General features: G+C 70.1%; 12 protein-coding genes. 6 read left to right on the plus strand and 6 right to left on the minus strand.

Features of this window, described 5'->3' with window-relative positions; genetic code table 11:
• Positions 1 to 33 precede the first annotated feature (33 nt).
• Positions 34 to 1,863: a VanW family protein gene (locus ACZ5J1_RS02640; RefSeq protein ID WP_464562246.1), complete on the plus strand. Its 1,830-nt coding sequence runs from the start codon at positions 34 to 36 to the stop codon at positions 1,861 to 1,863.
• On the opposite strand, the gene ACZ5J1_RS02645 is transcribed toward ACZ5J1_RS02640, so the two are convergent.
• Together ACZ5J1_RS02645 and ACZ5J1_RS02650 are read right to left on the minus strand one after the other, a co-directional pair.
• Positions 1,860 to 2,309 (minus strand): hypothetical protein, encoded by a 450-nt coding sequence (locus ACZ5J1_RS02645; RefSeq protein ID WP_464562248.1) that lies wholly within the window; start codon positions 2,307 to 2,309, stop codon positions 1,860 to 1,862. The genes ACZ5J1_RS02640 and ACZ5J1_RS02645 overlap by 4 nt on opposite strands.
• A complete protein-coding gene (locus ACZ5J1_RS02650) occupies positions 2,306 to 3,247 on the minus strand; it encodes a GNAT family N-acetyltransferase (RefSeq protein ID WP_464562250.1) in 942 nt (313 codons plus the stop codon). Before ACZ5J1_RS02650 ends, ACZ5J1_RS02645 begins: the two co-directional genes overlap by 4 nt.
• Before the next feature lie 23 nt (positions 3,248 to 3,270).
• Here ACZ5J1_RS02650 and fdxA point away from each other — a divergent pair, with 23 nt between their 5' ends.
• Positions 3,271 to 3,597 carry a ferredoxin gene (fdxA, locus tag ACZ5J1_RS02655; protein ID WP_464562252.1) on the plus strand — a complete coding sequence of 109 codons (327 nt, stop codon included), beginning with the start codon at positions 3,271 to 3,273 and terminating at the stop codon, positions 3,595 to 3,597.
• A gap of 21 nt (positions 3,598 to 3,618) precedes the next feature.
• On the plus strand, positions 3,619 to 4,725 hold the full coding sequence (dapC, locus tag ACZ5J1_RS02660; protein ID WP_464562254.1) for a succinyldiaminopimelate transaminase: 1,107 nt from the start codon (positions 3,619 to 3,621) through the stop codon (positions 4,723 to 4,725).
• 100 nt (positions 4,726 to 4,825) lie between these two features.
• Here dapC and ACZ5J1_RS02665 read toward each other — a convergent pair whose 3' ends face one another.
• The 4 genes from ACZ5J1_RS02665 to ACZ5J1_RS02680 form a co-directional block, all read right to left on the minus strand.
• Entirely contained in the window at positions 4,826 to 5,671 is an 846-nt protein-coding gene (locus ACZ5J1_RS02665) for a hypothetical protein (protein ID WP_464562256.1), read from the minus strand.
• Positions 5,672 to 5,815: 144 nt separating this feature from the next.
• Positions 5,816 to 6,757, minus strand: a complete 942-nt coding sequence (gene dapD / locus ACZ5J1_RS02670; protein WP_464562258.1) for a 2,3,4,5-tetrahydropyridine-2,6-dicarboxylate N-succinyltransferase — start codon at positions 6,755 to 6,757, stop codon at positions 5,816 to 5,818.
• A 20-nt stretch (positions 6,758 to 6,777) separates the two neighbouring features.
• Positions 6,778 to 7,347, minus strand: a complete 570-nt coding sequence (locus tag ACZ5J1_RS02675) for a DinB family protein (RefSeq protein WP_464562260.1) — start codon at positions 7,345 to 7,347, stop codon at positions 6,778 to 6,780.
• 23 nt (positions 7,348 to 7,370) lie between these two features.
• Positions 7,371 to 7,853, minus strand: coding sequence for a DinB family protein (locus ACZ5J1_RS02680; protein ID WP_464562262.1), 483 nt, complete (start codon positions 7,851 to 7,853; stop codon positions 7,371 to 7,373).
• A gap of 217 nt (positions 7,854 to 8,070) precedes the next feature.
• On the opposite strand from ACZ5J1_RS02680, the gene ileS reads away from it, so the two are divergent.
• The 3 genes from ileS to ACZ5J1_RS02695 are packed head-to-tail and all read left to right on the plus strand — an operon-like array spanning position 8,071 to position 12,342.
• Positions 8,071 to 11,325 carry an isoleucine--tRNA ligase gene (ileS, locus tag ACZ5J1_RS02685; RefSeq protein WP_464562264.1) on the plus strand — a complete coding sequence of 1,085 codons (3,255 nt, stop codon included), beginning with the start codon at positions 8,071 to 8,073 and terminating at the stop codon, positions 11,323 to 11,325.
• A gap of 4 nt (positions 11,326 to 11,329) precedes the next feature.
• Positions 11,330 to 12,028 (plus strand): AzlC family ABC transporter permease, encoded by a 699-nt coding sequence (locus ACZ5J1_RS02690; RefSeq protein WP_464562266.1) that lies wholly within the window; start codon positions 11,330 to 11,332, stop codon positions 12,026 to 12,028.
• Positions 12,025 to 12,342, plus strand: coding sequence for an AzlD domain-containing protein (locus ACZ5J1_RS02695; RefSeq protein ID WP_464562268.1), 318 nt, complete (start codon positions 12,025 to 12,027; stop codon positions 12,340 to 12,342). Before ACZ5J1_RS02690 ends, ACZ5J1_RS02695 begins: the two co-directional genes overlap by 4 nt.
• Positions 12,343 to 12,407 lie beyond the last annotated feature (65 nt).

Genomic DNA, 12,407 nt, shown 5'->3' on the forward strand with positions numbered 1-12,407 from the left:
GGGACGCGCCCACCTCGCCGTTACCCTCGATGGGTGGGTGACCTCTTCTCCGACGACACTGCAGAGCGCCCGGCCGTGGCGGCCGGCGGCGCCCCTCTGACCCCGGAGGACGGATCTGGCGAGAAGCGGGAACGCTCCGGCGCCGGGGCCTTCATCGCCGTCGTCGTCGGTCTGCTCGTGCTGATCGGCGGGGTCTGGGCCGCGGCCTACTTCTTCGCCGACAACAAGCTCCCGCGCAACACCGAGGTCGCGGGGGTCGAGATCGGCAACCTCACCCCGGAGGCGGCGCGCGCCACCCTCAAGGAGACCCTCGCCGGGCGCGAGGGCCAGCCCGTCACGATCACCACCGGGACGGCAGGCAGCACGAAGAGCGCCACCGTCACCCCCAGCAAGGCCGGGCTCAGCGTCGACGTCGACGCGACCGTCGCGGCGGCCGGGGTCGGCCGCAGCTGGAACCCGCTCGACCTGTGGAACCACTACACCGGCGGCTCCACGATCGACCCCGAGGTCACGGTCGACCCGGCGGCGCTCTCCGACTCGCTGGCCAAGGTCAACGCCAAGCTCGGCACGCCGGCCACCGACGGCGCCGTCACGTTCGACGCCGAAGGCATGCACGTCACCGACGCCGTGGTTGGTCGCGGCCTCGACGCCGACGACTACCGCAGCGCGCTGACCACCGCGGCGCTGGCCACCGGTGACGACCGCGCTGTCGAGCTGCCGCTGGTCGAGGACGCCCCCGCGATCGACCAGAGCGACGTCCAGAAGGCCGTCACCAGCTTCGCCAACCCGGCCATGTCGGGTTCGGTGACGCTGATGTTCGGCGCCTCGCCCGTGACCTTCAGCCCGGCTCAGATCGCCGGCGTGATCGCGCTCAAGCCGACCGACGGCGAGCTCGTCCCGACGGTCAAGAAGGCCGCCTTCACCGCGCTGCTCACCGACGCGACGGCGGAGCGCAAGGACGCCCCCGTCGACGCCACCGTCGACCTGGTGAAGGGCAAGCCGACCGTCATCCCGGCCAAGCCCGGCGTCACCTTCGACCCGGTCCAGGCGCAGACCGTCTTCCAGGGGCTGCTCACCCAGTCCGGCGACGCCCGCACCGCGACGATCGAGTCGACGGTCGCCGAGCCGAAGATCTCGACGGCCGACGCGACCGCGTGGAAGATCACCGAGCGGGTCTCGCGGTTCACCACGAACTTCCCCTACGCCGCCTACCGCAACACCAACATCGGTCGCGCGGCCGAGATCGTCGACGGCACCGTCCTCGCCCCCGGCGAGACGTTCAGCCTCAACGACATCGTCGGGGAGCGCACCCGTGCCAACGGCTTCACCGAGGGCTGGACCATCCAGGACGGCGTCTTCAAGGCCGACCTCGGCGGCGGCGTCTCCCAGATGGCGACCACCACGTTCAACGCGATGTTCTTCGCCGGCCTCCAGGACGTCGAGCACCACCCGCACTCGCTCTACATCTCGCGCTACCCGGTCGGCCGTGAGGCCACCGTCGCGTGGGGCGCCAAGGACCTCCGGTTCAAGAACAACACCCCGTACGGCGTCCTGATCAAGGCCGCGCTCTCGCCGGCGACGGGGTCGCGCCAGGGTGCGCTGACGGTCTCGATGTGGTCGACCAAGGTCTGGGACGTCACCACCTCGACCGGCGCCCGGTACGCCTACACCGACTTCGCCAAGCGCAAGATCGACAGCTCCAACTGCGAGGACACCGTCGGCGCCAAGGGCTTCCAGATCAACGTGAAGCGCTACTTCCACAAGCCCGGCAGCTCAGCGGTGGCGAAGACCGAGAACTTCCACACCACCTACATCCCGCAGGACGAGGTCACCTGCACGGGCGAGGTCAAGCACCCGAACTAGGGCGTCACGTCCGTGACCGGCAGCGGGTAGGGCGGGAGCTCCGGCGGCGTCACCCGGATCTGCTCGGCGGCCTCGCGGACGCGGCGACCGCTCGCGGCCCAGTCGCCGACCATCTCCTCGCGCACAAGCGTGCGGCCACGGCGGATCTGGATCCACCAGCGGCGACCGAACAGGACGCGACCCGCGATCGCGAACGGCAGGATCACCAGCAGGACCAGGAACTCGATGCCGGTGAACAGCACGAGGAAGATCAGCGGGGCCAGGATGGCCAGCACGATCCCGATCACGAGCAGAACGAGACAGCCGACCGGGTCGTCGGCACCCTCGACCATGCTGAGGGGGTTCAGGTTCACCTCGTGGGCAAGGTCCTTCGACTTCCCCGGGTTCCACGGAAGCCAACGGCGGTGCACGTGCCAGACCTGACCGCCGGGATCGGTGACTTTCACGCTGGCTCCGACGATCCGTCGGCTCGGGAAGTTCCCGCAGGGACCAGGTAGCGCATCGAGTGGTGCGTGCGGAACCCGATCGACTCGTACAGCGCCAGCGCCGGGGCGTTGTCGGTCTCGACGTGCAGCCACACCGTGAGAGCGCCCTGCTCGGCACCCCACTCGAGGAGCTCGCTGAGAACGGTGCGGGCGAGGCCGGTCCGGCGGTGCTCCGGGTCGACCCAGAGGTTGTGGATCCCGAGCCAGTCCCGGTCGAACGCCGCTTCACCTCGCGCCCGATCGCCGATCGTCACCTGGGCGCGCGCGTCCCGCGTGGTCAGTTGAGGAGCGCCATGGTCAGCATGTGACCGTGGGGCTCCACAACCCCGGCGTACGCCCGAGAGCGAACCCAGTTGAAAGTGGGAGTCTCCATGGCCCAGCGCTGACCATCCGGCTGCGAGAAGTCCCGCCTCGACCTCGGACCCGACCTCGACCTGCGCCAGCGGGCGCCGCTCGTGTGCCTCGTAGAACTCGCACACGCGGACAGTTGCCGTTGCCAGGTCCATCCCCGGATCACCCACGGCAAGGACGGAGTTGGCGCGCTTGAGCAGCCGCCCGGTGGGGTGCGGCTCGGTGCGCAGCAGCCACTCGCCCAGCGGCGCGGCGACCAGGGTCGGCCAGAGCGGGGCCACGTGGGACTCGGCCTCGCGCACCGAGACCCGGTGCCGCACCGACGGGCGTTCGGGGACCGGTTTGCCCGACACGATCAGGTCGGTGTTGATCATCACCGCTGGCCCCGTGGCGGGTTGCACGGTGCAGAAGCCGTCGGCCCACGACGTACAGACTCCGAGGACGTCGGTGAAGGCGGGGCCGCCGGTCGGGCCGAGCTCGCCGGGGACGATGCGCCGCACCACGACACGGGTTCCGACGACATGTGGACCCAGGGCCGTGGAAGGCATGGAGACAGATTAGGCTGGGTCGCATGACCTACGTCATTGCCCAGCCCTGTGTGGACGTCAAGGACCGTGCCTGCGTCGACGAATGCCCCGTCGACTGCATCTACGAGGGCAAGCGGATGCTCTACATCCACCCCGACGAGTGCGTCGACTGCGGTGCGTGCGAGCCGGTCTGCCCCGTCGAGGCCATCTACTACGAGGACGACACGCCCTCGGAGTGGAAGGAGTACTACGACGCGAACGTGAAGTTCTTCGACGACCTGGGTTCGCCCGGCGGCGCCACCAAGATGGGCGTCATCGACAAGGACCAGGCGTTCATCGAGGCTCTTCCGCCGCAGAACCAGGACCACTGAGTCCGTTCTGATCCTCAGCTGATGTTCGAGGTCTCCGGTCAGCTCCCCGACTTCCCGTGGGACAAGCTGACCTCCTACGCCGCGACCGCGCGCTCGCACCCGGACGGCATCGTCGACCTCTCGGTCGGCACGCCCGTCGACCCGACGCCCGCGGTGGTGCAGGACGCGCTGATCGCGGCCGCCGACTCACCGGGCTACCCGCTCACCGTCGGCACCCCCGAGGTCCGGCAGGCGGCGGTCGACTGGCTGGCGCGCAACCACGGTGTCACCGGGCTCGCCGCCTCGGCCGTGCTGCCGGTGATCGGCTCGAAGGAGCTGATCGCGTCGCTGCCCCTGCACCTCGGTGTCGGCGCGGGCGACCTGGTGGTCTACCCCGAGTTCGCCTACCCGACGTACGAGGTCTCGGCCGCACTCGTCGGCGCGGACGTGCTGGCCAGTGACTCGCTGACCGCGATCGGTCCGGCGACGCCGGCGATCCTGTGGATCAACTCGCCGTCGAACCCGACCGGCAAGGTGCTGCCGCTCGAGCACCTGAAGAAGGTCGTCGAGTGGTGCCGCGAGCGCGGCACGCTGCTGATCTCCGACGAGTGCTACATCGAGTGCGCCTGGGAGGCCGAGCCGATCTCGGTGCTGCACCCCGACGTCTGCGGCGGCTCGTTCGACGGCATCCTCGCCGTGCACTCGCTGTCCAAGCGTTCCAACCTCGCCGGCTACCGGTGCGCCTTCGTCGCCGGCGACCAGCGTGTCATCGACGAGCTGCTCGCCGTCCGCAAGAACCTCGGCCTGCAGATGCCCGGCCCGCAGCAGGTGGCCATGGTCGCCGCGCTCAACGACGACGCCCACGCCGCCGAGCAGGCCGAGCGCTACCGCGCACGACGGGCCAAGCTGCGCGCCGCGTTCGAGGGCGCCGGCTTCACGATCGACCACTCCGAGGCGTCGCTGTACCTCTGGGCACGGCGTACCTCAGAAGCGGGCGGTGAGTCCTGCTGGGACACGGTCGCCTGGCTCGCCGAGCGCGGCATCCTCGCCGCCCCCGGCGCCTTCTACGGCGTGGCTGGAGCCCAGCACGTCCGGATCGCGTTCACCGCGACCGACGAGCGGGTCGACGCCGCCGTGGCCCGCCTCTGACCCCCTCGCCGACTTGAGGCTTCCTGCAGCCGACTTGAGGCTTCGGGGCGTCGACTTGAGGGTTGCGGCGTGACAACCCTCAACTCGGCTGCAACAACCCTCAACTCGGCGATTCGGACTGCTTGACGGTGATCACGACCTGACCGTCGCCGGTCGAGACCTTCCCCCAGCCCTCGTCGCCGGTCCAGATCCGGCCGTCGACCTTGACGCTGGCCAGGCCGAGGCGGTTGGCGTGGGCGACCGCCCAGTGGGCCACCGCCCAGCGGGTCTCCGAGTCGGTCGGGCTGACCGTGACGGAGCGGCCGGCGACGACCGGGGTGCCGGCGCTGGTGCCGAAGGCGCCCGTGAGGCGCTTGGCGGTCGTGGCCGCCGTCCCCGTCCCGACGGAGCGGAAGCGGCAGGAGAAGGCGGCGGGGCTCTGTCCGGTCAGGGCGGAGGCGAGGGCGCGGGCGCCGGGCTCGTGGTCGGCGTACGCGTCGGGGAAGGCACTGCGCTGCACCTTCTGCGCGGCGACGGTGATCTCCATCGTCTCGTAGCCGTCGACCTTCTCCAGGGCGTCGTAGAAGGCGTTGATCGCGTACGTCGGGTTGAGGATCTGCTTGCGTGAGCCCCAGCCCTGCGAGGGGCGCTGCTGGAACAGTCCGAGCGAGTCCCGGTCGCCGTAGTCGATGTTGGTCAGCTTCGACTCCTGGTAGGCGGTCGCCAGGCCGATCGTCGCCGCCCGGGCCGGGAGGCCTCGCTTGATGGCGATCGCCGAGATCAGCGACGCGTTGCGGGCCTGCTCCGGGTTGACCCGGGCCTTGAGCTGGTCGTCACCGGTCCCGACGGCGGCGATGCACTCGTCGGGGAGGAGCTTGGCGGCCTGCTCGCTGAAGCGGTCCCACGCCACCGTCGCAGCGATCGCCAGGGCGGCGACCACCACCACGGCGGTCAGCAGGCGTCTCATGGTGCTGACCTCTTCCACGCTGTCCCGAGCGCAGAGTGCTCCTGCGCGAATGTCCCAAGCATTCTTCCCGACGGTATCCGGCCGTTCTAATCAACGGCGGCGGGAATCGGGCGATGGCTCTGATCGACGGACCGACGGCCGGGACTAGTTGGCGTGCAGGGCCTCGTTGAGCACGATGCCCTCGCCCTGCCACGCGACGGCCTCGATGGCGCCGGTGACCGAGTTGCGCCGGAACAGCACGTTGGAGGCGCCGGAGAGCTCCAGAGCCTTGATCGTCGAACCGTCGGGCATGGTGACCTTGGTGCCGGCGGTGACGTAGGTGCCGGCCTCGACCACGCAGTCGTTGCCCAGGCTGATGCCCAGACCCGAGTTCGCGCCGAGCAGGCAGCGCTCACCGATGGAGATGACCTGCTTGCCGCCCCCGGACAGGGTGCCCATGATCGAGGCGCCGCCACCGATGTCGGAGCCGTTGCCGACCACGACCCCGGCGCTGATCCGGCCCTCCACCATCGAGGTGCCGGTGGTGCCGGCGTTGAAGTTCACGAAGCCCTCGTGCATGACCGTCGTGCCCTCGGCCAGGTGCGCGCCGAGGCGGACCCGGTCGGCGTCGGCGATCCGCACGCCGGAGGGCAGCACGTAGTCGGTCATCCGCGGGAACTTGTCCACGCCGTAGACCGCCACGACCTTGCCGGCGCCCTTGAGCCGGGCGCGGGTGAGCTCGAAGCCGTCGATGGCGCACGGACCCTCCGACGTCCAGGCGACGTTGGTGAGCAGGCCGAACTGGCCGTCGAGGTTGACGGTGTGCGGGGCCACGAGCCGGTGGGAGAGCAGGTGCAGGCGCAGCCAGACGTCCTGCGTCGTCGTCGGCGCGGCGTCGAGGTCGATGCTGACCAGCTCGACGTGCTTCTCCACCCGGCGCACCGCGTCCGAACCACCCAGCCCGAGCAGCTCCGGGGCCGGCTTGGCGCCCTCAGGAGCCTCGCCGAGAGCCGGCGTGGGGAACCAGGCGTCCAGGACGGAGTTGTCGGCGGCGTAGGTCACCAGGGCGAAGCCCCAGGCGGTGCGGGGGGTCACGGCGTCAGTCACGTGGACCGAGTTTAGGGGAGTCACTGACCGGTGCGGCCGTCGAGGCATTCGCGGAGCAGGTCCGCGTGGCCGCAGTGCCGGGCGTACTCCTCGACCAGGTGCACCAGGATGTCGCGGACCGTGGTCGTCTCGCCGTCGCTGTTGTAGACCAGCTCCGTGCCCATCGACGCGTCCGACTGGGTCTCGAGCCAGTCCTCGGCGCGGCGGATCTCGCGGCGCCACACCGCCATCGCCTCGGTCACACAGGTCGCCGTGCCGACGGCGCCGGTGAACTCGATGTCGGAGTCGTCGGGGTCGGTGAACGGCCGGGGTTCGTCGAGCCGGCCTTGCAGGGCGCGTTGGAACCAGGTGTGCTCGACGTAGGCCATGTGCCGCACCAGGCCGATCAACGACAGGTTGCTCGGCGGCACCGACCGCGTCGCGAGCAGCTCCGGGGTGAGGTCCTGGCACTTGAGCTCGAGCGTGAGCCGGTAGTTGCGCAGGTAGCCGCGGTACGTCGCCAGCTCGCCGATCGGGTGCGGATCGACCCGCGGATCGTCCTCGGGTGGCAGCCAGTAGCCGCCGTAGCCGGCGGGGGAGGCGTTACTCATGCCCCCAGTCTGCGCCTACCCGGCTACAGCCCCGTTCGCCCGTCGACCACCTCACGCAGCAGGTCGGCGTGCCCGCAGTGCCGGGCGTACTCCTCGACCAGGTGGACCAGCACGTCGCGCAGCGTGGCCTCCTCGCCGTGCCGGTCGGTGCGCAGCTCCCCGAGATCGACTGCCTCGAGCCGACTGAGCGCCTCGTCGCCGTACGACGTCCAGGTCCGCCACCGCGCGAACGCCTCGTCCACGGACTCCTGGGTCGGCTCGACCCGGTGGAAGCCGCCCGTCGGGTCGTCGGCGTCCAGCCGCTCCTCGTCGAGGTGGACGTCGATCACCATCCGGAACCAGTAGTGCTCGACCCGCGCCATGTGGCGCACCAGACCGAGCAGACTGAGGTCGCTCGGCGGCACCGCCGCCCGCGCCAGCTGGTCCGGGGTCAGGTCGGCGCACTGCCGATCCAGGGTCCCGCGGAAGTGGTCGAGGTATTCCCGATAGGTCCCGAGCTCGCTCATGACCTAGACTTTTGCACACCAGCGTCTGAGCCGTGATCAGCGGCGAGCTTGGGGAAGAAAGCCGGATCGGCCAGCCGGTGAGTAGAACCCCACGGGTAAGCCCGTCACAGCAGTCTTGAGCGGGTCCCTTCAGGGGCCAAGCGGGGTGGTACCGCGGCAGTGATGTCGTCCTCGTGTCATTGGAGCACGAGCAGACGACGACCGCAGGAGCCCGATCATGACCTACCCCAAGGTCAGCACCGACCAGTCCGCCGAGAACGCCACCGTCCCGGCGAGCCCCCGCTTCCCGGCGATCGAGGAGCGCGTCCTCGCCTACTGGGAGGACGACAAGACCTTCGCGGCCTCGATCGAGAACCGCCCGGCCGGTGACAACGGCTCCAACGAGTTCGTCTTCTACGACGGCCCGCCGTTCGCCAACGGCCTGCCGCACTACGGCCACCTGCTCACCGGCTACGTCAAGGACATCGTCCCGCGCTACCAGACGATGAAGGGCAAGCGCGTCGAGCGCCGCTTCGGCTGGGACACCCACGGCCTGCCCGCCGAGCTCGAGGCGATGAAGCAGCTCGGCATCACCACCACCGACGAGATCGCCGAGATGGGCATCGACGTCTTCAACGACGCCTGCCGCTCGTCGGTGCTCAAGTACACCGACGTCTGGCGCGACTACGTCACCCGTCAGGCCCGCTGGGTCGACTTCGACAACGACTACAAGACGATGAACCCCGAGTTCATGGAGTCGGTGATCTGGGCGTTCAAGCAGCTCTTCGACAAGGGCTACGTCTACGAGGGCTTCCGCGTCCTGCCCTACTGCTGGAACGACGAGACCCCGCTGTCGAACCACGAGCTGCGGATGGACGACGACGTCTACAAGATGCGTCAGGACCCCGCCGTCACGGTCGGCTACGACATCACCACCGAGGGTGAGTTCCACGGCGCGAAGCTGGTCATCTGGACCACCACGCCGTGGACCCTGCCGAGCAACCTCGCCGTCATGGTCGGCGAGGAGATCGAGTACGTCGCCGTGGAGTCCGCGACCCCCACCGGCACGCCGGAGCGCTACATCCTGGCCGCGGCCCGGGTGCCGGCGTACAAGAAGGAGCTCTTCCCCGACGCCGAGGAGCCCACGATCACCTGGCGCGGTCCGGGTGCCGAGCTGCTCGGCCTGACCTACACGCCGCCGTTCGGCTACTACGTCGACCACGAGAACGCCTTCCGCGTCGTCGAGGCCAACGACGCCGTCACCACCGACTCCGGTTCCGGCCTGGTGCACACCGCCGGCGCCTTCGGTGAGGTCGACAAGGAGGTCATCGACCGCGAGGGCATCGAGGCGGTGATGCCGGTCGGCAAGGACGGCAAGTTCACCGCGCCGGTGGCCGAGTACAAGGGCCAGCTGGTCTTCGACGCCAACAAGCCGATCCTCGCCGACCTGCGCGCCGTCACCCGCGGCGAGGCCGGCGGCGCCGTCACGCCCGGCACCGTGCTGGTCCGGCACGAGTCCTACGAGCACTCCTACCCGCACTGCTGGCGCTGCCGCCAGCCGCTGATCTACAAGGGCGTCTCGAGCTGGTTCGTCGAGGTCACCGCGATCAAGGCGCGGATGGCCGAGCTCAACCAGGAGATCACCTGGACCCCCGAACACATCAAGGACGGCCAGTTCGGCAAGTGGGTCGACAACGCCCGCGACTGGTCGATCACCCGCAACCGGTTCTGGGGCTCCCCGGTGCCGGTGTGGAAGTCCGACGACGAGGACTACCCGCGGATCGACGTCTACGGCTCGTTCGCCGAGATCGAGCGCGACTTCGGTCGGCTGCCGCTGAACAAGGACGGCGAGCCCGACCTGCACCGCCCGTTCATCGACGACCTCACCCGGCCCAACCCGGACGACCCGACGGGTCGGTCCACGATGCGCCGCGTCACCGACGTGCTCGACGTCTGGTTCGACTCCGGGTCGATGTCGTTCGCCCAGAACCACGTGCCGTTCGAGAACGCCGAGTGGTTCGAGCACCACTTCCCGGCCGACTTCATCGTCGAGTACATCGGCCAGACCCGCGGCTGGTTCTACACCCTGCACATCCTGGCCACGGCGCTCTTCGACCGGCCCGCGTTCCAGTCCTGCATCTCGCACGGCATCGTGCTGGGCTCGGACGGCAACAAGATGTCCAAGTCCCTGCGCAACTACCCCGACGTCTCCGAGGTCCTCGACCGCGACGGCGCCGACGCGATGCGCTGGTTCCTGATGGCCTCCCCGATCCTGCGCGGCGGCAACCTGGTCGTCACCGAGCAGGGCATCCGCGACTCGGTGCGCCAGGTGATGATCCCGCTGTGGAACAGCTGGTACTTCTTCAGCCTGTACGCCAACGCCGCCGGCATCGAGGCCGAGTGGTCGACGGCGAGCGAGGACCAGCTCGACCGCTACATCCTGGCCAAGGCCCGCGAGTTCGTCGGCACCTACACCGCGGCGATGGACTCCTACGCCATCGCCGAGGCCTGCGAGGCCACCGGTGAGTTCGTCGACCTGCTGACCAACTGGTACATCCGGCGTTCGCGCGAGCGGTTCTGGAGCGAGGACCGCGACGCGTTCAACACGCTGTACACGGTGCTCGAGGTGACCACCCGGACGATCGCGCCGCTGCTGCCGCTGGTGGCCGAGGAGATCTGGCGCGGGCTGACGGGCGGCCGGTCGGTGCACCTGGCCGACCTGCCGAAGGTCGAGGAGCTGCCCGGCGACGACGTCCTGGTCGCGGCGATGGACGCGGTGCGCGAGGTCTGCTCGACCACGTCGTCGCTGCGCAAGGCCCGCCGTCTGCGCAACCGGCTGCCGCTCGGCGGCCTCACCCTGGTCGGCACCGCGCTGGTCGAGGGTGCCGGGTTCGCCGAGATCGTGGCCGACGAGGTCAACGTCAAGGCCGTCCGGCTGCTCGATGCCGACGCACCCGAGGCGGCGGCGTACGGCGTGGAGCAGAAGCTCAACGTCAACGCCCGCGCCGCGGGTCCGCGACTGGGCAAGGACGTCCAGCTGGCGATCAAGGGCTCCAAGTCCGGTGACTGGTCCGTCGACGCCGCCGGTGTCGTGACCGCGGGCGGCCTCGCCCTGGTCGAGGGGGAGTACACCCTCGAGACGGTCGCCGGCGCCGAGGGCGACGACGCCGCGGTCGCGATGCTGCCCGGTGGCGGCTTCGTGGTGCTCGACACCGTCGTCACCCCCGAGCTCGCCTCCGAGGGCCTGGCCCGCGACCTGATCCGCGCCGTGCAGAACACCCGCAAGGAGACCGGCCTCGAGGTCTCGGACCGGATCGAGCTCACCATCGCCGGCGGCGACGCGGTGCAGCAGGCGGCGACCGAGCACGGTGAGCTGATCGCGCGGGAGACTCTCGCGACGACGTACGCCGTCACCGAGGCGCCGGCCGGTGCCGACGGTGGGGTGAAGGTCGGTGAGGGTGACCTCGCCCTGCTGACCGTCGTCCGCGCCTGAGCCGATGAAGCGTCCGGCACCGGTCGTCGTCGACTCCCTCGGGGTCGGCGTGGCGACCGGTGCCTACGGCATCTCCTTCGGCGCGGTCGCGACCGCGTCGGGGCTGGACGTGTGGCAGGCCTGCGCGCTGAGCCTGCTGGTCTTCACCGGCGCCAGCCAGTTCGCCTTCGTCGGCGTCCTGGCCGCCGGGGGCACGCCGGCCGCGGGCGCGCTCACGGGCGTCCTGCTCGGCACCCGCAACACCTTCTACGGGATCGGCCTGGCCCGGATCCTCAACCTCCGAGGCGTACGGCGCCTCGCGAGTGCTCACCTCGTCATCGACGAGTCCACGGCGATGGCGTTGGGTCAGACCGATCCGGACGATCAGCGCACCGCGTTCCGGGTGACCGGGGTGAGCGTGTTCCTGCTGTGGAACCTGATGACGCTGGTCGGTGCACTGGCCGGCTCCGCGATCGGTGACCCGCGGGCGTTCGGTCTCGACGCGGCCGTCGGTGCGGCGTTCCTGGCCCTGCTCTGGCCGCGGCTCACCGCGTGGCCGCAACGCGTCGTCGCCCTCGTCGGTGCCGGCACCGCGACCGGGCTGATCCCGTTCACCGCTGCGGGTGTGCCGATCATCCTCGGCGGAGCGGTCGCGGTGCTGGTGGGACTGCTGCTACCGGCCGCCCCCGTCGTGGAGCCCGAACCCGCCGGGGAGGACGCATGACGACGAGCACCGCGGTCTGGTGGGGCATCCTCGCGATGGCCGCCGGCTGCTACGGCCTCAAGCTGGCAGGCCTCTCCCTGCCCGCGCGCGTCCTCACCCACCCCTGGACGCTGCGGGTCTCGGCGCTGATCCCCGCCGGGCTGCTGGGTGCGCTGATCGCCGTCCAGGTGCTGGGCCGCGGCTCGGAGATCGTGATCGACGCCCGGGTGCCCGCCCTCGCCGTGGCCGTGGTCGCCCTCTGGTGGCGCGCCTCGTTCCTGGTGGTGGTCCTGGCGGCCGCCGTGACCGCCGCGGTGCTGCGCCTCATCTGGTGAGCAGGCAGAAACTTTCACCCCAGCTCGCGTGAGCAGGCAGAAGTTTTCAGGCGGGCCTGAAAACT

It is taken from the genome of Nocardioides sp. JCM 18999 (genome assembly GCF_055391175.1).